Source organism: Chitinophaga sp. CCNWYY40, assembly GCF_037483205.1.
Lineage (GTDB): Bacteria > Bacteroidota > Bacteroidia > Chitinophagales > Chitinophagaceae > Chitinophaga > Chitinophaga ginsengisegetis.
Genome location: NZ_JBBHLF010000005.1, coordinates 39,070 through 59,934 on the forward strand (window position 1 = coordinate 39,070; position 20,865 = coordinate 59,934).

At 46.6% G+C, this 20,865-nt stretch carries 14 protein-coding genes; 10 read left to right on the forward strand and 4 right to left on the reverse strand.

Features of this window, described 5'->3' with window-relative positions; all coding sequences use genetic code 11:
• Nucleotides 1–15 precede the first annotated feature (15 nt).
• The 5 genes from V7S65_RS19145 to V7S65_RS19165 all read left to right on the forward strand — a co-directional run bounded on the left by V7S65_RS19145 (nt 16) and on the right by V7S65_RS19165 (nt 6,599).
• The gene (locus V7S65_RS19145; protein WP_079469666.1) at nt 16–1,071 is read left to right on the forward strand and encodes a sugar phosphate isomerase/epimerase family protein; all 1,056 of its coding nucleotides are present in this window, start codon (nt 16–18) and stop codon (nt 1,069–1,071) included.
• Nucleotides 1,072–1,134: 63 nt separating this feature from the next.
• Nucleotides 1,135–1,548 carry a c-type cytochrome gene (locus tag V7S65_RS19150; RefSeq protein WP_079469667.1) on the forward strand — a complete coding sequence of 138 codons (414 nt, stop codon included), beginning with the start codon at nt 1,135–1,137 and terminating at the stop codon, nt 1,546–1,548.
• A 29-nt stretch (nt 1,549–1,577) separates the two neighbouring features.
• Complete coding sequence (locus tag V7S65_RS19155) at nt 1,578–2,300, forward strand: 3-keto-disaccharide hydrolase (protein ID WP_336387890.1); 723 nt, start codon at nt 1,578–1,580, stop codon at nt 2,298–2,300.
• Between the two features lie 132 nt (nt 2,301–2,432).
• Entirely contained in the window at nt 2,433–3,176 is a 744-nt protein-coding gene (locus V7S65_RS19160) for a ThuA domain-containing protein (RefSeq protein WP_079469669.1), read from the forward strand.
• Between the two features lie 9 nt (nt 3,177–3,185).
• Nucleotides 3,186–6,599 (forward strand): ThuA domain-containing protein, encoded by a 3,414-nt coding sequence (locus V7S65_RS19165; RefSeq protein ID WP_336387889.1) that lies wholly within the window; start codon nt 3,186–3,188, stop codon nt 6,597–6,599.
• Between the two features lie 72 nt (nt 6,600–6,671).
• Here V7S65_RS19165 and V7S65_RS19170 read toward each other — a convergent pair whose 3' ends face one another.
• The 4 genes from V7S65_RS19170 to V7S65_RS19185 form a co-directional block, all read right to left on the reverse strand.
• Nucleotides 6,672–7,388, reverse strand: a complete 717-nt coding sequence (locus V7S65_RS19170) for a GNAT family N-acetyltransferase (RefSeq protein ID WP_336387888.1) — start codon at nt 7,386–7,388, stop codon at nt 6,672–6,674.
• A gap of 96 nt (nt 7,389–7,484) precedes the next feature.
• Nucleotides 7,485–9,767 carry a GH92 family glycosyl hydrolase gene (locus V7S65_RS19175; protein WP_336387887.1) on the reverse strand — a complete coding sequence of 761 codons (2,283 nt, stop codon included), beginning with the start codon at nt 9,765–9,767 and terminating at the stop codon, nt 7,485–7,487.
• Between the two features lie 232 nt (nt 9,768–9,999).
• Nucleotides 10,000–12,294, reverse strand: a complete 2,295-nt coding sequence (locus V7S65_RS19180) for a GH92 family glycosyl hydrolase (RefSeq protein ID WP_336387886.1) — start codon at nt 12,292–12,294, stop codon at nt 10,000–10,002.
• Between the two features lie 223 nt (nt 12,295–12,517).
• Nucleotides 12,518–13,534: a LacI family DNA-binding transcriptional regulator gene (locus V7S65_RS19185; RefSeq protein WP_079469674.1), complete on the reverse strand. Its 1,017-nt coding sequence runs from the start codon at nt 13,532–13,534 to the stop codon at nt 12,518–12,520.
• Nucleotides 13,535–13,809: 275 nt separating this feature from the next.
• On the opposite strand from V7S65_RS19185, the gene V7S65_RS19190 reads away from it, so the two are divergent.
• From V7S65_RS19190 to V7S65_RS19210, 5 genes are all read left to right on the forward strand, one after another.
• Nucleotides 13,810–14,883 (forward strand): fatty acid desaturase family protein, encoded by a 1,074-nt coding sequence (locus V7S65_RS19190; protein WP_336387885.1) that lies wholly within the window; start codon nt 13,810–13,812, stop codon nt 14,881–14,883.
• Nucleotides 14,884–15,145: 262 nt separating this feature from the next.
• Nucleotides 15,146–16,408 (forward strand): beta-ketoacyl-ACP synthase II, encoded by a 1,263-nt coding sequence (fabF, locus tag V7S65_RS19195; RefSeq protein ID WP_079469676.1) that lies wholly within the window; start codon nt 15,146–15,148, stop codon nt 16,406–16,408.
• Between the two features lie 260 nt (nt 16,409–16,668).
• Entirely contained in the window at nt 16,669–19,548 is a 2,880-nt protein-coding gene (gene uvrA / locus V7S65_RS19200; RefSeq protein WP_336387884.1) for an excinuclease ABC subunit UvrA, read from the forward strand.
• Between the two features lie 24 nt (nt 19,549–19,572).
• Nucleotides 19,573–20,049, forward strand: coding sequence for a DUF6452 family protein (locus V7S65_RS19205; RefSeq protein WP_079469678.1), 477 nt, complete (start codon nt 19,573–19,575; stop codon nt 20,047–20,049).
• On the forward strand, nt 20,042–20,839 hold the full coding sequence (locus V7S65_RS19210; protein WP_111576955.1) for a DUF6048 family protein: 798 nt from the start codon (nt 20,042–20,044) through the stop codon (nt 20,837–20,839). The genes V7S65_RS19205 and V7S65_RS19210 overlap by 8 nt, the downstream gene beginning before the upstream one ends.
• Nucleotides 20,840–20,865: the final 26 nt, after the last annotated feature.

Here is a 20,865-nt window from a genome sequence, read left to right on the forward strand (position 1 = left end):
CACCAGATTGAGCATATGAAAACGATAAAAGGACCTGGTATTTTTCTGGCGCAGTTCATGGGAGATGAAGCGCCTTTCAATAATCTGAAATCCATCTGCGAATGGGCCGCCTCCATTGGTTTCAAAGGAGTACAGATCCCCACCTGGGAAACACGCCTGATAGACCTGCAAAAGGCTGCCGAAAGCAAAACCTATGCAGATGAAATCAAAGGCATCGTAAATGCAGCCGGACTGGAAATCACTGAACTCAGCACACACCTGCAGGGACAGTTGGTAGCAGTTAACCCGGCTTTTACGGAGATGTTCGACGGCTTCGCACCTGCACAATATCACAATAATATCCAGGCGCGCACAGAGTGGGCGGTAAACCAGCTGAAATATGCTGCGAAAGCCAGCCGTAACCTGGGCCTCACTGCCCACGCTACATTCAGCGGCGCCCTGTTATGGGCCCCGGCTATGTATCCGTGGCCACAGCGTCCAGCCGGACTGGTGGAAACAGGTTTTGCCGAACTGGCGAAACGCTGGCTCCCGATCCTCAATGAATTTGATGCCAACGGCGTAGACGTTTGCTATGAAATTCACCCGGGAGAAGACCTGCACGACGGTATCACCTTTGAACGCTTCCTGGAAGCCACCGGTAACCATACCCGCGCTAACCTCCTGTACGATCCCAGCCACCTGTTGCTGCAATGCCTCGATTATCTTGAGTATATCGATATTTACCACGAAAGGATCAAAGCCTTTCACGTAAAAGATGCCGAATTCAATGCCACCGGCCGCTCCGGCGTTTACGGCGGATACCAGGCATGGATCGACCGCCCGGGCCGTTTCCGCTCTCTGGGCGATGGCCAGGTCGACTTTAAATCCATCTTCAGTAAAATGGCGCAATACGATTTTGCCGGCTGGGCCGTTATGGAATGGGAATGTTGTATTAAACATCCGGAAGATGGCGCTAAAGAAGGCGCCCCCTTCATCAAGGATCATATTATCCGTGTTACTGAAAAGGCATTTGATGACTTTGCAGGAGGCGGTACCGATGATGCTTTCAATAAAAGAATATTAGGCTTGTAATATAATAGCCAACCAATCCACCGATCGTTAGTAAACAATAACCAAATAAAAAAAAATCAACAAATGAGAAAGAGATATCTGGCGCCGCTCGTATTAAGTGTATTATTCTTTGCAGCTTGCGGAGGTGGTGAGAAAAAAGCAGAAAACGCTGACAGCGTTAGCACTCATGAAAGCCCAGCAGCAGATAATTCAATGGTTTCGCCAAGCGCTAACAAACCAGCAAGCAAAGGCGAAACACTGATGGCTGAAAGCGATTGTAAAACATGTCATAAAGAAGAAATGAAAGTGGTAGGACCTGCCCTGAAAGACATTGCAGGCAAATATCCTAACACCCCGGAAAATGTGGAAAAACTGGCGGAGAAAGTCATCAAAGGCGGTTCCGGTAACTGGGGCGAAGTAGCTATGTTACCACATCCACAGATTTCAAAAGAAGATGCCAAAGAAATGGTAAGCTATATCTTATCTATTGGCAAATAATTGATTTATCATAAACTCAATCATCCGGAATGAAAAAATTAATCATGGGTGCACTGATGGTAGCTGCCGTTCTCGGTACCACCGCAGTAAAAGCCCAGAAATTAAATACCCTGTCGGCAAAGGAAAAGAAGCAAGGATGGGTACTCCTGTTCGATGGTACTTCTACCAAAGGCTGGCATACTTACCTGAAATCCACTGCCAGTCCTGCATGGGGCGTAACAGATGGTGCGATCGGTCTGAACCAGGAAGCTAAAAAGAATGGCGCACCCGGCGGAGATCTCGTTACCGATGCGGAATACGAAAACTATGAGCTGAGTTACGAATGGAAAATTTCTCCGGGCGGCAACAGCGGTCTTATCTTCAGCGTTCATGAAGATCCGTCTTTAAGCCAAACTTACCTCTCCGGTCCTGAAATGCAGGTGATTGATGATGCGGGCCATCCCGATGGTAAAAACCCAAAACACAATGCGGGTGAATTATACGATCTCATCAAAGCTTCTACCAGACCAGCCAAACCTGTTGGTGAGTGGAATTCCGCCAAATTAACGAAGAAAGATGGTCACCTGACCCTCTGGCTCAATGGCGTGAAAACTGCAGAAACTACAATGGGCACGCCTGAATGGTATGCCCTGGTAGCAAAAAGCAAATTCCACGACTGGAAAGAGTTCGGCAAGTATGCGAAAGGTCATATCGCCCTGCAGGATCACGGCGATGATGTATGGTACCGCAATATCAAAATAAGAGTTCTTTAATTTCCGGATAGCGTAAAAGCATTAAGCAAAAAGCTACTGAAGCGGAGATGGCGCTCGCTTATCTCAATACTTCAGTAGCTTTTTGCTTTTTACTTTTCCGAATTTTTAATTTCCATTCCCACGTAAAATAAGATGAAAGCACTAACCGCGTTTATTACACTCTTGCTCCTCGCCGGCACTATTTCAGTGCAGGCAAAGCATAAACACAAGGCCAAAAGGGTACTCGTGTTCTCAAAAACAAAAGGCTTCCGCCACGATTGCATTCCCGCTGCCAAAATAGCGATCATGCAACTCGGAAAGGAAAATGGCTTTGAAGTAGATACTACGGAAGATGCCAGCGCCTTTACTACTGATAATCTGAAAAAATATGCAGCCGTAATTTTCAGCTGCACCACCGGCGATGTACTCGACAACGCCCAACAGGAGGCTTTTCAGAACTATATCCACAAAGGCGGTGCATGGATGGGTATCCACGCAGCTACAGATACGGAATACGACTGGCCGTGGTATAACAAACTCGCCGGCGCATGGTTCCTGAGTCATCCGAGTCAGCAAACAGCTACCCTCAAAGTAGTGGACCATAATCATCCGGCTACAAAAGATTTACCGGACGAATGGATCCGCAAAGACGAATGGTACAATTTCAAAGACCTCAATCCCGATGTACATGTGCTCATCAAAATTGATGAATCCAGCTATACCGGCGGCAAAAACGGCGATAACCATCCTATGTGCTGGTATCACGACTTTGAAGGAGGCCGCGCCTTTTATACCGAAATGGGACATGTGAAAGAAGCTTACCAGGATCCTGTATATCTGAAACATTTACTGGGTGGCATTGAATACGCCATCGGTAACTGGAAACCCAAAAAATAATCCGTTATAATGAAACGTACTCTCAGAATTTTTCTGCTGCTGGCACTTGTTGTTGTTGGCCTCGCAGCCTGTAAAAAATCGCGCCCCGGTAAACCCAGAGTGCTGGTATTTACCAAAACCGGCGGGTTCCGCCACAGCTCTATCCCTGTTGGTATTAAAGCCATTCAGAAACTGGGACTGGAAAACGGATTTGATGTAGACACTACAGAAAATGCCGCTAAATTTAATGAAGATACCCTGGCGCAATATGCAGCTGTTATCTTCCTGAACACTACCGGTGATGTACTCGATAACTACCAGGAAGCCGATTTCGAAAGATATATCCAGGCAGGTGGCGGTTATGTGGGTGTACATGCCGCAGCTGACACCGAATACGAATGGGGCTGGTATAACCACCTCGCCGGTGCATGGTTCCAGAGCCATCCTCCGGGCGTTCACAAAGCTATAATTGATGTAATAGAAAAATCTTTTCCCGCTACAGAAGGACTTCCCGAAAAATGGGAACATACCGATGAGTGGTATAATTATAAAGATGTGGATACCACCACTACGGTACTGCTGAAACTGGACGAGAAATCATACCAGGGCGGTACTATGAAAGGCAATCATCCCATCAGCTGGTATCATGATTACGATGGCGGCCGCGCTTTTTATACCGGCCTTGGTCATACAGAAGAATCTTATACCGACAGTCTTTTCCTGAAACACCTCGCCGGCGGTATCAAATATGCTATCGGTAAAAACCAGGTGCTCGACTACAGCGCAGCTAAAACCCTGCGTGTACCGGAAGAAGACCGCTTCACTAAAAATGTGCTCGTATCCGGTGAGTTCTTTGAACCAACGGAAATGGCTATACTCCCTAACCTGGACATCCTGGTGGCGCAACGCCGCGGAGAGCTGATGCTTTACAACGCAGCAGAAAAGAAACTCTCACAGGTAGGTTTCCTCAAAGTATATCATCATACCGATGTACCAAAGGTAAATGCAGAAGAAGGTTTCCTCGGCCTTGCCGCAGACCCCGACTTTAAAAACAATCACTACATCTACGCGATGTATTCACCGGTAGATACTTCCGTAAACCGTTTGTCACGTTTCAAATTTGAAAACAACAAACTGGATATGTCTTCCGAAAAAGTAATTCTGCAATTCTACTCCCAACGCGATATCTGCTGCCATACCGGTGGTTCCATTGCTTTCGGACCAGGCGGATTGCTGTACTTATCCACCGGCGACAACACTACTCCGTTTGATGAACCGGGACAAAAATATGTGAGCAAAGGTTATGGTCCTACTGATGACCGTCCCGGTCACCTGCAGTATGATGACCGCCGCGGATCAGCCAACACCAACGACCTGCGCGGAAAGATCATCCGCATCAAGGTTGAAGCTGATGGCTCCTACACTATTCCGGATGGTAACCTGTTCCCGAAAGGCACCAAAGGCACCCGTCCTGAAATTTATGCAATGGGTACACGTAATCCTTACCGGATGTCGGTAGACCAGAAAACAGGATATGTATATTGGGGAGAAGTAGGGCCGGATGCCAACAACGACGACTCCCTGCGGGGGCCAAGAGGATACGATGAAATAAACCAGGCGAAAAAGCCCGGGTTCTTCGGTTACCCGATGTTTATTGCCAATAATAAACCATACCGTCAATACAATTACGAAACAGGTGAAAGCGGTCCTTATTTCGATCCGCTGAAACCAATCAATGATTCCCGCAACAACACCGGTTTGAAAGAGTTGCCACCGGCTACTCCCGCCTTCATCTGGTATCCGTATGCGAAATCAGACGAGTTCCCGATTGTAGGCAGCGGTGGCCGTAACGCAGAAGCGGGCCCGATTTACCACAGCGAATTTTATCCGAAAGAAACCCGTTTCCCGGATTACTATAACGATAAACTGTTTATCTACGACTGGATCCGTGGATGGGTAATGGCCGTAACAATGGACAAAAACGGTAACTTCTCCAAAATGGAAAAGTTTATACCCAACACCAAACTGAATGCTCCCATCGATATGGAAATGGGTCCTGACGGCCGTTTGTATATCCTCGAATATGGTAACGGATGGTTTAGCAAAAACGCAGATGCAGGGCTTTCCCGCATTGACTTCAATGGCGGCAACCGCGCGCCTGTAGCCAATATCCACGCTACGCGCACTACCGGCGGCTTACCATTTAAAGTGAAATTAACCGCAGAAGGATCTAAAGATCCTGACGGCGATAAACTCACTTATCTCTGGAATTTTGGCAATGGCACAAAGAAAGAAACCACTGAACCTACGGTAGAATATACCTACAGCGCGGCCGGCGAATACCCTGTATTTGTGGAAGTGGCAGATGATAAAGGCGCCAAAACAAAGAGTAAATCCATTGATCTGTACGCCGGTAATGAAACGCCTGATGTAAAGATCAATATCACCGGTAACCAGATGTTCTACTTCCCGGGCAAACCCGTGCAGTATACAGTTAATATCTCCGATAAGGAAGATGGCAACTCTGCAGATGGTAAACTGGATGCCAATAACATTTTTGTGAAAGCAGATTATGTTGAAGGACGTGATAAAGCAGCGCAACCACAGGGCCACCAGATTATTACCGGCGCTATTGCAGGTAAAAATATCATGGAAGTATCTGATTGTAAAACCTGCCACAAGCCGGATGAAAAATCTATCGGACCTTCCTTCAAACAAATAACAGAAAAGTACAAAGACGATCCTGCTGCTCCTGAAATGCTCGCTAAAAAGATCATCAACGGCGGTGGCGGCGTATGGGGTGAAACCGCTATGTCGGCGCATCCGGGCATTTCTCAGGGTGAAGCCAAACAGCTGGTGGAATATATTTATTCTATCGGTGGCAATGCACCTAAAGTGCCTTCACTGCCTGTAAACGGCAGCATCAACCCAACACTGGGTGGTGAAGCAAAAGACAACGGCGTGTTGTACCTCCTGGCCAGCTATACTGATAAAGGTGGTCCTGGTATTAAACCTATCACCGGAACTGCGGCTGCAGAACTGCTCAGCCCAAAACTGGCAGCAGCAGATTTCAGCAAAGCTGATGGCATGGCAGTATTCGCTGTAAATGGTACAAAGTTCCTCATCCCTTCCAACACAGCAGGATGGGCCACTTATAACAACCTGGATCTGACCGGCGTAAGCGGCATAGAACTCGCTTATATGGTACAGGAAACACCACAATCCGGCTATATAGTGGAAGCCTTCCTGGATGATGCCAACGGCACCCGCCTGGGTGAAGTAACCATTGGTCCGGGTGCACAGCCAAAAGCTCCGAACAAGGTAAACTTCAACTTTACCCCGGTAGCAGACGGCAAGAAACACAACCTGTATTTCCGCTACAAAGCAATTGATGCGGCACAAAAAGTACAGTTGGGTATCGTGTCATTTACCCTGCATCCATAATAATTAATTCTTTATAAAAAAGAAAAGGGGAGCTCTGTAAAAAGAGTTCCCCTTTCTTTTTATAAAATAAATTCACTTATGCACAGCATAATTCCTGATGGTAAACTGCTCTTCAAACCCCATGTCCAGGTAAATACCTTTCCCCATTTGCGACGCCTGTAATGTAGCATAGCCCGCATTCAAGGCTATGGATTCATTTAATACAAATGCCATAATTTCATTGGCGAATCCTTTTCTTCTCGCCGCAGGAATCACGCCCACTCCGTGTATACCGGCAATACCATCCTGAAGATGCAGGATAGCAGTGCCGACCGGCTGCCCGTCCAGTAAAGCAAGGTAATAACGGAGACAGCTATACGTAGCCTCCAGGATTTTCTGATCAATACTGTATCCAAATGCCTGTGGATAAATTCCCGCCCATAACGCTGCATCAGCAGGGGTATTCACCGCGCGGAACAACAGCCTGTTCTCAGTGTGGAACGGCCGTTCCAGTTTTAACGACATTCCTGCCTGTTCAGAACCTTTTACCCCTCCATGCGCGATAATAATTTCTTCCCCGGTAGTATTCCAATAAGGAATTACCATTTTGCCGGAAGGAATACTATCCAGTGCAGTTTGTATTACTTCTTCCGTAATATCTCCGTTAAACCATAATTTATTGGGCCATTCCAAACCGGGCACACTGCACCAGCTGAAAGCAGGCCCTTCTACACAGGCGTTGAAAGGCGTGCTGGCTGTACGCCACACATCAACCAGGTTGTTGATATTTGCTTTAACAATATGATCCATTTTGTTGTTTATTACAACCAAGATAGGAATATGCCGGCATAAAAAAAGGCTGCTTCCGTAATCGGAAACAGCCAGTTGTCTGATTGGGCATTCTTGTTATTTCTTTGGTTTGGCGCTCATATAAAAAGTGATGGTGCCGCCATTCATAATATCTGCATGTGTGATATACAACCGGTTCAATGGCGCACCATTGAGCAGTACCTTTTGCACATACACATTTTTATCGCTTTGATTTTTCACATCTACCACAAAGGTTTTACCGTTTTCCAGCTGCAGCGTTGCCTTATCAATAGCCGGACTGCCCAGCGAATACTGGTCGGAACCAGGACAAACCGGGTAAAAGCCCAGCGTGGTGAAAATGTACCAGGCACTCATTTGTCCGCAGTCGTCGTTACCACCAAGACCATCAGGACCGGGGTGGTACATCTTTTTCAGGATCATGCGTACACGTTCCTGCGTTTTCCACGGATAGCCGGTCCAGTTATACAGGTAGGCCACATGATGCGAAGGCTCGTTACCATGCACGTAGTTACCGATAATACCATCGCGGGTGATATCTTCTGTTTCAGCAAAAAATTTATCGGGCAATTCCATAGTAAACAGTGAATCGAGGTGAGTGGTAAATTGTTTCTTACCGCCCATCATGGCAATCATTTCATCAGGATAATGAGGCACGTATAAACTATAGTTCCAGGCATTCCCTTCAATAAAGCCCTGGTCGTGTGTTTGCAGCGCATCAAAGTTAGCTTTGAAGGTACCGTCGTTCAGTTTGGGACGCATGAAACCTGTATTGGAATCGTATACATTCTTATAGTTCAGCGAACGTTTAATAAACTCCTCATAAAGATCTGTTCTTCCCAACTTCTTTGCCACCTGTGCAATACACCAGTCGTCGTATGCATATTCAAGTGTTTTCGAAACAGAGGAACCATTTTTATCTTCCGGTATATAGCCCCTGTCGATGTAGTATTCCAGCCCGTCGTAGGTACGGTGCCGTGCAGTGGTTACGCACGCATCCAGTGCTTTGTTTACATCAAAGGGCGCATTGCCTTTCATGATGGCATCCGCAATAACGGATACGCTGTGATAGCCGATCATGCACCAGTTTTCATTGGCATAGTGCGACCAGATAGGCAACATATGTTGCGCGCTTTGTTCGTAGTGGTTCAGCATCGACTGGATCATATCAGCGTTGCGTTTCGGCTGGATCACATTAAACAGCGGGTGCAATGCGCGGTAAGTATCCCAGAGGGAGAAAGTAGTATAATTCGTATATCCGTTGGCGGTATGAATGTTCATATCCAGTCCGCGGTAGGCGCCATCCACATCCATGTAGGTAGTTGGATTAATGAACGCGTGGTACATGGCGGTGTAGAAGTTTTCCTTCTCTTCGCGGCTTTTTGATTCAATGTGAATTTTGTTCAGCTCTTTAGTCCACAGTGCCTGTCCGTCGCGTTTTACCTGGTCGAAATCCCAACCTGGAATTTCTGCGCGCAGGTTTTTCAGGGCGCCTTCGGTGCTCACCGGCGATAAGGCAAATTTAATTTTGATCTTTTCGCCGGGTGCTGTTTTAAAATCGAAATAAGCACGGATCTGTTTGCCTGCCATTTCGGGGAAGTTCTTCGACTGGTCAAACTTTCTCCAGAAGCCTTTGTACACGTCTTTCGCATAGTTCTGATGCCCGTATTGTACAAATGGTTTGGAGAAGGTCATTGCAAAATATTCTATTCTCGTACGTGCCCAACCGTTAGTTTGGCGAAACCCGGTGATCAGGGTATCATTTTCTACCCGGATGAAGGTCCACACGTTTTTGTTGTCGTAGTTGTAAATGCCGGACATCATATCAAGAATGATGTGCGCCTGGTTTGTACCGGGAAAAGTATACTGGTGAAATCCCACGCGGTTGGAGGCGGTGAGTTCTGCGAGGATGTTATCATCTTCCAGTTTCACTTTATAATAAGCGGGTTCCGCTACTTCAGTGCTATGGGAGAATGTGGATCTGTAGCCACTTTCAGGATGATCTGCCGTACCGGGATTTAATTGCAGGGCGCCTACGGTAGGCATGATTAAAAAATCGCCCAGATCGGAGTGGCCGGTACCGCTGAAGTGGGTATGGCTGAAGCCAACGATCGTTTTATCTTCATACTGGTAACCCGCGCAATACTTATATACATCGGGGTTATACTTCCCGTTCATTTCATAAGGAATAGTATCGGTTTCAGGACTAAGCTGCACCATACCAAAAGGTACGGTGGCGCCAGGATAGGTGTGTCCCATCCGTTGTGTGCCGGTAATCGGCTTCACATATTGTATTACGTTTTCCTGTGCCATTGTGCACAGGGACGGAAAGAAGAGTAAAGGTAAAAGTAGTTTTCTCATGGCGGCTGATTTTATCGGATGTTGTCTTACTCAGGATTAAACTGATTAAACTGATTTCGCTGAAATCTTTTAAATCTTTTTTATAGAATTTTTAAAAATCTTTTAAAATCAAAAGAAAAATATCAGTTTAATCCTGAGTAAGACAACCTCCGCGTAAGAAATTTGATACATCCCGAAGAGTCGGGATGAAATATTTCAGTGAACAATGAAAATCGTTTACAGGTAGTATGTGTTATTTATTCGCTGTTGCTGAAAAGGAATATGGATAAGCCGCAGGCTCGGTTCCTCTTGATTTCTCAGGAGTAGCGCCCATTTTGAATTCCAGGGTACCGCCTTTCTGCAGGTCCTGGTGGCTGATCCAGTTCTTTGAATAAGGCTGTCCGTTTAAGGATGCCTTTTGCACATACAGGTTCGTGTCGCTGTTGCCCGGCGCGTTGATCACCATTTTCTTACCATCTTCGAAAGTCATGGTGAGTTTGGAGAAGAGTGGTGTACCCAGTACATATTGTTGGGTACCCGGACAAACAGGATAGAAGCCCATTGCAGAGAACACGTACCAGGCGCTGGTTTGACCGTTGTCTTCATCGCCACAATATCCATCCGGAGTGGCTTTGTACAAACGGCTCATTACCTGGCGGATCCAGTATTGTGTTTTCCAGGGCTGGCCTGCATAGTTATACAGATAGATCATGTGCTGAATGGGCTGGTTGCCGTGAGCATACTGTCCCATGTTCATGATCTGCATTTCGCGTATTTCGTGGATAACGGTGCCGTAATAGCTTTCATCAAATACCGGTGGCATGTTGAAAACAGAATCCAGCATCTTGGCAAACATGTCGCGGCCACCCATCAGTTTGGCCAACCCTTGCACATCGTGGAATACAGACCAGGTATAGTGCCAGCTGTTTCCTTCTGTAAAGGCGTCGCCCCATTTGAATGGATTGAACGGCGTCTGGAATTTACCATCCTTGTTTTTTCCACGCATCAGTTTTGTTTCCGGATCAAAGAGATTGCGGTAGTTCTGGGAGCGTTTTTCAAAAAGATCGATTTCGCTTTTCGGACGGTTCAGTGCTTTTGCCAGCTGGTAAATGGTGAAGTCGTCGTATGCGTATTCCAGGGTACGCGCGGCGTTTTCATTTACTTCCACATCGTAAGGCACATAGCCGAGGGTGTTGTAATACTTAACACCCAGGCGGCCTACAGAGCTGAGCGGACCTTCGTTTTCCGTATTCTTCAGAATAGCTTTGTAGAGGTTATTGATATCATATCCGCGGATACCTTTTAAATAGGCGTCGGCGATCAGTGATGCGGAGTTGGAACCTACCATACAGTCGCGGTGACCGGGGCTTGCCCACTCAGGTAACCAGCCGCTTTCATTGTAAGCGTTGGATAATCCTTCCATGATATGTGAGCTGAGTGTAGGATACATCAGGGTGAAGAAAGGATGTACCGCGCGGAAGGTATCCCAGAACCCGTTATCGGTGAACATGTAGCCTGGTAATACCTGGCCATTGAACGGGCTGTAGTGTACTATTTCGTTCTTTGCATTAATCTCATAGAACTTGCGCGGGAAGAGCATGGTGCGGTACAGGGAAGAGTAGAAAGTACTTACCTGGTCGCTGGTACCGCCTTCTATGGCCAGTCTGCCGAGTTCTTTATTCCAGCTGTCCTTTGCTTTCTTACACGTAGCGTCAAAGTTGTCCTGGCCAATTTCGCGTTGCAGGTTTAATTCTGCCTGTTCAAAGCTGATAAAAGAGGAGGCGGTTTTAATGCCTACCTTTTCGCCTTTCTTTGTTTTAAAACCAACCACGGCGCCGGTATGATCTGCCTGCAGTTCCAGCTGACCTTTCACCAGTACAGAGTCGTGCCAGATATCGGCTACGGTAAATGGTTTATCAAATTTGATAACAAAGTAGTTTTTGAAGTTGGATGGTACGCCGCCGCTGTTTTTGGTGGTATACCCGATAATCTTCTTTTCGTCCGGTAATATTTTAATATAGGAACCTTTATCGAATGCGTCTACCACGATAAAAGCGCTGTCGGTGGCCGGGTAGGTAAACCGCAGCTGGGCGGCTCTTTCCGTGGGCGTAATTTCTGTGGTAACGTCCGGATCGGCGAGGTATACGCTGTAATAATATGGTTTGGCTACTTCTGATTTATGAGAAAACCAGCTGGCGCGTTTGTTCTGGTCAAACTTCACGGTACCGGTAACGGGCATAATGGCAAACTGGCCATAGTCGTTGATCCACGGTGAAGGTTGGTGCGTTTGCTTGAATCCCCTGATTTTATCAGCGGTGTATTGATACGCCCAGCCATTCCCCATCGTATTGGTTTGTGGCATCCAGAAGTTCATACCCCAGGGCAGGGCAATGGCAGGATAGGTGTTCCCGTTTGATAAGCTCACTTTGGAATCAGTGCCCATCAGGGTATTTACCCATTCCGCCGGCTCAGCAACTTTATTTACCGTTTGGCTGTGTGCACCATGCAGGCATAATAAAGCGGCTGCTAACAGTCCAACTTTTTTCATGAATTAGATATTATATACAACAAAAATGATCCTTTTGGTCAATGTCACACTCCGGGGTGTGAAGATACCGTGAAATTTTTACAAAATCGATTTAGCACAGGCATAGAAAAAAAAGATTCAGCGAATCCTTTCCTCTTAAACTACAATAGCCAATTCTAAAAGTATAAATATTTTTCCAGCATTTGCAAGTATTTAACGCTTTTTTTACAAGTGGTAGCGGCGGTTAAGCCGATCCCCTCAGGATAAACTTTCCGGGTAATTCCACTGCCGTTTTTTTCATGGGCCCGCTGTTTTTATCCAGCTGATGCATAAGCAGGTCTATGGCCGTTTTGGCGATACCTTCTATTGGCTGCTCTATCACAGATATACCGGGAGGATATAAACGGAAGATGTCGTGATCATCGAAACACAGTACGGCGATATCGTCGGGCATCTTCAATCCCATCCTGGCAATCACTTCCAGCCCCAGGATGCCCAGGTAGTTGGTAGAGAAAAAGATGGCATCCAGTTCAGGATTGGCTTCTATGAAAGCCTGCAGCTCATTCAGAGAGTCTTCCCGCTGCCGGTGGTATTGCAGCTGCAGGATGTATTTTTTCTTTACGGGGATCTTATGTTCCTTCAGTGCGGTGGTATAGCCCCGCAGGCGTTCTTCTATCTGTATCAGCTTCACATCTACCATCACAAAACCTATTTTAGTGAAGCCCTTGCTGATCAGGTGTTTCATCCCCTGCTGCACACCGTCGAAGTTATTGATCAGTACATAGGGCGTTTTGATAGACGGGAAATAGCTGTCCATCAGCACTACCGGCTTATGCTGCTGTACCAGTTGCTGGATTTCCTTCTCCATACCCGGCGCCGGTGTAATCAGGTAACCGTCTACCATTTGCCGGCCAAGCATGCGTATTAACTCCCCGCCTTTCTGGGCATTGTTTTCAGTGCTGCAATACACTACATTATATCCTTTGCGCTCTGCTTCCGTTTCAATTGTTTTGGCAAGACTGGCAAAAAAACTTCCGGAAATACTTTCCACGATCAGGCCCAGGGTTTTGGATTGCCCGGTACGGAGATTAACCGCCATACGGTGAGGCTCGTATCCCGATTTTTCCGCCACCTGCATAATCCTGGTGGCCACTTCGTCGCGGATACGCATTTGCTTTCCCTTTCCGTTTAAAACGAAAGAGACCGTGGAAGGCGCTACTCCGGCCATTTTTGCAACATCCTTAAGGGTTAATCGCTTCATGTATAGTGATTGGTTTTGGCATATATGAAAATGGAATTACCTGAACATTTCCACACATCCACATATTTTTATTACATATTACAGGGTATGTTCCCCTCTGACAGATACGCATCGAAACGGAAATTACAAAAATACCTGTAATTACTACCAGAGAAGAAAAAAATGGTTATCTTCAGTTACCCTATACGGCATAATATATCTTCCGGGGGAGCGTTATAATAATTCACCGGCTCCAGGCCAACATTATTACAACTGTAGTAAAATACACTGAGCGTATGAAACAACTTTCTCAACTTACTGACCCAGTTTACGTAAAGCCAACACATGAAACCGCACTTGACCGTCTTTTTAAAAGCTGGATCAGGGATGAGCGTGACCTTCCCTTTGTGTACCTGACACTGAAAATTACTTTCACTCTCTGGCCGCTGGCTATACTCATGTATATTCCCGGATTAAACAACTGGGTTTGGTGGGGCGCTGCTATTGCTTACCAGTTCCTGAATAACATTACCTTCAAAGGGCCTTTTGGTCTGATGCTCCACTGTACCAGTCACCGTGTATTTTTTGAAAAGAAGTACCAGTTCTGGAATAATTACCTGCCCTGGGCGATCGGTCCCTTATTCGGACAAACACCGGAATCATACTATTCCCATCATATCGGTATGCATCATCCGGAAAACAATATGCCGGACGACGACAGCTGCACAATGATATACCAGCGCGATTCCTTCCGCGGATTCCTCGCATACCTCGGAAACTTTGTTACGCTGGGAGTATATGACACCGCCCGCTATCATCTCCGTAAAAAAAGAAATAAGTTAATGGTAAAACTCGTAAGGGGTGAAGTGCTTTTCATTGCCGCCTGCGTAGGATTATCCTTTATTAACTTCCCTGCCACCTTCGTGGTATTTATATTGCCCTTCCTCATTTCCCGCGTAATTATGATGGTAGGCAACTGGGCCCAGCATGCATTTATTGACCCGGAAGAGCCGGAAAATTCTTACAAAAACAGCATCACCTGTATCAATACAAAATATAATCACAAGTGCTGGAACGATGGCTATCATATCAGTCACCACGTAAAACCCAGCATGCACTGGACAGAGCATCCTGTATACTTCACCAAAACACTGGGCGATTATATCAGCAATGACGCCATTGTATTTGATGGCATCCATTTCCTGCACGTATGGGCCTTCCTGATGGGCAAACGTTACGACCTGCTGGCCAAACACTTTGTAAATATCGGCGACCGCTTCCAGACAGATGCTGAAGTCATCTGCTTCCTGAAACAGCGTACCCGGAAAATTACCACCCTGCCGGTACCGGCAGTAGTAGCTGCTGCCTGATAATATATTACCGTTTATTTGCGGAGAGTTTCCTTTTACGAGGTTACAATTTCCTTGCATTCGCACATTTTTAAGATAAAAATGTCCGGAAAAAAGTAAGGAGACTGTCAGATCCTGCGCGCTCATACGTATAAAACCGCATCCACACCGGCTTTCATCGTAAATTCCAAAAAGTTATATTATATTATCTTAATGAATATGCTTAATCATAACAATAAGTAACTAAATTTGCGCTCTAACTTTTTTTATTAAAGTAAAAAATATGCGTACTGTTACACTGAAAAGGGTTGTGGTTACCGGCTTGGGAGCATTAACACCTATCGGGAATGATGTAAATACTTTTTGGAACAATATGAAGGCAGGCGTTAGTGGCGCCGGCCCCATCACTAAATTTGACACCACAGAGTTTAAAACAAAATTCGCCTGTGAAGTCAAAGGTTTTGATGTGGAAAAATATATGGAAAAGAAGGAAGCCCGTAAAATGGATTGCTTCACCCAGTACGCTATGGCGGCTGCACAGGAAGCAGTACAGGATGCCGGTCTCGATAGTGCCAACATCGACAAAACTAAAATTGGTGTAATCTGGGCATCCGGCAATGGCGGAATGCTTACGTTCGAAGAACAGATCGTTGAATTTACACAGGCCAACTTTGTCCCTAAATTCAACCCTTTCTTTATTCCTAAATTGATATGTGATATTGCAGCAGGCCAGATAGCTATGAAATATGGTTTCATGGGCATCAACTTCTGTACAGTTTCTGCATGCGCTTCCTCTACCAGCGCCCTGGTAGATGCTTTCAACTACATCCGTCTCGGTAAAGCCAACGCAATTGTGGCAGGTGGTTCTGAAGCCCCTGTAACCCGCGCCGGTATTGCAGGATTCAATGCCCTCAAAGCATTATCTACCCGCAACGAAGATGCAGCACATGCTTCCCGCCCGTTCGATATAGAACGTGATGGGTTTGTAATGGGTGAAGGCGCAGGCGCTATCATCCTGGAAGAATATGAACACGCTATCGCCAGAGGTGCTACCATCTACGGAGAAATGATTGGCGGCGCCATGACCTGCGATGCCTACCACCTCACGGCTACCCACCCTGAAGGTATGGGCGCACGCTTAGGTATGGAACAGGCCCTGGAAGATGCCGAGATTGCCACTACCGATGTAGACTATATCAACTCACACACCACTTCCACTCCAGTAGGAGATCTCAGCGAATTAAAAGCCATTGTTGCCGCGTTTGGTGACCATGTGCAAAAACTCAATATCAGCGCTACCAAATCCATGACAGGTCACCTGCTCGGAGCTGCCGGCGCTATTGAAGCCATCGCTTGTATCAAAGCTACACAGGAAGATATCGTTCCTCCCACCATCAATACTTCCGTATTGGGTGAAGGAATCCCTACCAACCTGAACCTCACTCTCGGTAAGGCACAGCAGCGTACTGTAAATGTAGCCATGAGCAATACCTTCGGTTTTGGTGGTCATAATGCGATTGTAATATTTAAAAAATATAAAGCCTAAGCGAAAAGAATCGCCTTCGGCGATTGTATTTCCAGGATTAGACATGACTGTTCCGGGGAGATAGAAGCGAATCCGCTTTTATCTCCCCGGATTATTTATATCAAATGGTGGATAAATCAGCGTAATCACGATTAATCCCAAAATCCTGCTCCAGGACAATTTACCAGCGCCGAAGGCGCTTCTTCCCTCACTTCGCTAAAATTCTTAGCAATACAAAACCGAAAATTCGCAATTATGCCGTAGCTTAGTAGTTTAATATTATGGCAAAGAAAAAAGAGAATGTACCCGATACTACCGTGGCGCAAGCCCCGGCAGATGAACAAATAGCCATTTTTGGCGCCCGGGAGCATAACCTGAAAAACCTGGATCTGCAGTTGCCCAAAAATAAACTGGTAGTGATCACCGGCATCAGCGGCAGTGGTAAATCATCACTGGCATTTGATACCATCTATGCAGAAGGACAACGCCGTTACATGGAAAGCTTTTCCGCTTATGCCCGCCAGTTTATCGGCGATATGGAAAGGCCCGATGTGGATAAAATCACCGGACTTTCTCCCGTTATTTCTATAGAACAGAAAACGACCAATAAAAATCCACGGTCTACTGTTGGTACCATCACGGAGATCTACGATTTCCTCCGCCTGCTCTACGCACGCGCCGGAACCGCCTACTCCTACAATACCAACAAACCCATGACCCGCTTCTCAGAAGAGGAAATACTGGCGCATCTTTTCAAACATTATAAGAACAAAAAGCTGGCTATCCTCGCCCCGCTCGTACGCGGACGAAAAGGCCACTACCGGGAACTGTTTGAACAGGTACGCAAACAAGGCTACCTCAAAGTGCGGATCGACGGGGAAATAGAAGACCTGAAAGAAAGAATGCAGGTGGACCGCTACAAGATCCACGACATCGAACTTGTGATAGACCGTATCCAGGTGCAGGAAGATGCCCGCACCCGGATCAGCCAGAGCGTACAAAAAGCGCTCACGATGGGAAAAGGATTACTGTTTATTATGGACCACGACACCAATAAAGTGAGCCAGTACAGTAAGCAACTGATGTGCGAGGAAACCGGCCTTTCCTACGAAGAGCCCAGTCCAAACACCTTCTCCTTTAACTCCCCCTACGGCGCCTGCCCGCGCTGTAAAGGTCTTGGCACTATCTACCAGATAGATATGGACGAAGTAATCCCAGATTACAACATCTCCATCACCGACGGCGGATTAAAACCATTGGGCGAAGCACGTGATACCTTTACCTTTAAACAGGTACAACAACTCGCCAAAAAGTATAAATTTTCCTTAACAGCCCCTATTTCCAGCATTCCGCAAAAAGCCCTCAACGTATTGTTGTTTGGTGATGAAAACGGCAAACTGGAAGTAGACCTGGAATTTGGAGAAAGCAACGGCAGCACCGAATACGCCACTGAATACGAAGGCGTAGTAAATATGGTTCGCCGTTATTTCAACGACACCTCCTCCGATCATGTACGCAGCTGGGCAGAAGGCTTCATGAAACTGAGCACCTGCCCCGAATGTAACGGCGCCCGCCTCAAAAAGGAAAGCCTGTTTTTCAAGATCGATGAAAAAAATATCTCCGAACTCGGTAACATGGACCTGGATAAGCTCCTGGCCTGGTTTGGAAATATTGAAAACCGTCTTGAGAAAAAACAAAATGCCATCGCCAAGGATATTCTGAAAGAAATCCGCGAAAGACTTGGGTTCCTGCTGAACGTAGGATTAAACTACCTCACCCTGAACCGTCCCACCCGGAGCCTCAGTGGCGGCGAATCACAGCGTATCCGCCTCGCCACGCAGATAGGATCCCAACTCATGGGCATCACCTATATCCTGGATGAACCCAGTATTGGTTTACATCAGCGCGATAACATGCAGTTGATAGATGCCCTCCGCAACCTGAAAGACATGGGCAATACCGTCATTGTAGTGGAACACGACAAAGACATCATGCTCCACGCCGATCACCTGGTAGACATCGGCCCCGGCGCAGGTGTGCATGGCGGCCAGATCATTGCACAGGGCACGCCCAAACAAATCCTTAAACTCAATACCCCCACCGCCGGATACCTGAATGGCAATACCTCCCCGGAAATACCCGAACAACGCCGCAAAGGCAACGGTAATTTCCTGGAACTGAAAGGCGCGTCCGGCAACAACCTGAAGAATGTAAACCTGAAACTGCCCCTCGGTACTTTCATTTGTGTTACCGGCGTTTCCGGCAGCGGTAAATCTACCCTGATCAATGAAACCCTGTATCCCATTCTTTCCAAACATGCGTACGACTCCAAGATGGTTCCCATGCCCTACAAAAGCATCAAGGGACTGGAGTTTATTGATAAAGTGATTGAAATTGACCAATCGCCCATAGGCCGCACCCCACGCAGCAATCCCGCTACGTACTGCGGATTTTTCACCGACATCAGAACCCTCTTTGCTTCCGTACCGGAAGCCAAGATCAGGGGATATAATGCCGGCCGTTTTTCATTTAATGTAAAAACCGGTCGCTGCGACGTTTGTGAAGGCGGCGGCATGCGCGTGATCGAAATGAATTTCCTGCCGGATGTATACGTGCATTGTGAAAAATGTAACGGTCGCCGGTATAACCGCGAAACGCTGGAAATACGCTACAAAGGCAAGTCCATTTCCGATGTGCTGGACATGACGGTAGATGAAGCCGTGGAATTTTTCCAGCCGGTACCGTGGATCTACCGCAAAATAAAAACACTGCAGGACGTTGGACTGGGATACATTACCCTCGGACAATCTGCTGTAACCCTCTCCGGAGGAGAGGCCCAGCGGGTAAAACTGGCCACCGAACTTTCCAAGAAAGATACCGGCAAAACCATCTATATCCTCGATGAACCAACAACGGGGCTGCATTTCCAGGATATACAGCTGCTGCTAAAAGTGCTGTACAAACTGGTAGACAGAGGCAACACCGTACTGGTCATTGAACATAACCTGGACGTTATTAAAATGGCTGACTACATTGTAGACCTGGGGCCGGAAGGCGGCGGCGGCGGCGGTACCATTTTATGTACCGGCACTCCCGAACAGGTAAGTACCTGCAAAGAAAGTCATACCGCCAGATTCCTCAAAAAGGAGCTGGGAATTTAATATCTTGCCAACTGTAAACAAGTAATGAAAAGCATCTACCAGATATTACTCACCTGTTTCATTTTCGCGGGCATCGTCGCCTGTGAAAATGAAACGAAAGTATGCGATCAAACTTTGCGGAATGATTACCATACGCATCTTATGCGCAAACTCAATGACAGATTATCAGATACTGTGATGCCCAAAGTAACCGCATATGCATTTGGCAGAGATAGCATTTACAGAAGTCAGGCACTGGGCGACCTGTTCTTCCAGCTATCGCCGATAGCAGACAGCAGCCTCTTTTACCTGAAAGTGGATTCCAGCTTTGTACCTGATACCTTAAAGATCAGGTATACACGGCAACAACATTTTATTTCCCCCGGATGTGGTTTTGGTACCTATTTTAATATAGATACCGTCATCACCACCATGCATACCATCGATTCTGTTGTAATTAATAATAAGTCCGTAACTAGCAGTAATGACACGCATCTTACTTTGTATTTCTTTTTTGACTAGTATCCTGCTCAGCGTTGCTGCCACGGCACAAAACAAGCCGGCCACCGTTAAAACGGATACGCTGCCCAAAACTGTTAAAGCAGATACTACCCATAAAGCACTTGCCGATACGGCAAAAGCGGCAGTGTTGGCGCATAAAGACAGCTCCTGGTTTATTCCGGGCGGCGTGCGGATAGGAGTGGATCTCAGCCGTATCGTTTCTGCTATCTATTATCCTTATAGGAAAGAAGTAACAGTAGTAGCCGATGCCCGTATCAACAGTAATCTTTACGTTGCCTTTGAAGGCGGCTACGCCAACACCCCCTACAGCGATACCAATTACACCTACAAAGGGAACGGTATGTTTGTAACCCTGGGTGTTGATTATAATTTTCTGAAAAGACAATATGTTTCTGAAAAGAATATGTTCTATGCAGGTTTCCGTTACGGATTCTCTCATTTTAATTATTCCGTTCCCACGTATTCCATCAAAAACACCTATTGGGGTGATAACCTCAGCGGCAGCGTGCCCAAAACCGCGGTAAATGCCCATTGGGTAGAGCTGCTGGTAGGATTAAAGGTAGAAGTACTGAAGAACCTTTTTATGGGCTGGAACATCCGGGAACGCATCCTGGTTAACAGTGTGAAAACCGATAACATGACGCCGCTGGTCATTCCCGGTTTTGGCAGTGGTTCCAAAAGATCTGCTTTCGATGTGCAATACACCATCTCATATGTTATCCCTTTCTACCGGGTGAAAGAGCACGCACCCAATAAAGAAGAAAAAAAGAAAAAAATACCAAAGCGGTAGAGCGGAAGGATCGCCTTCGGCGATTA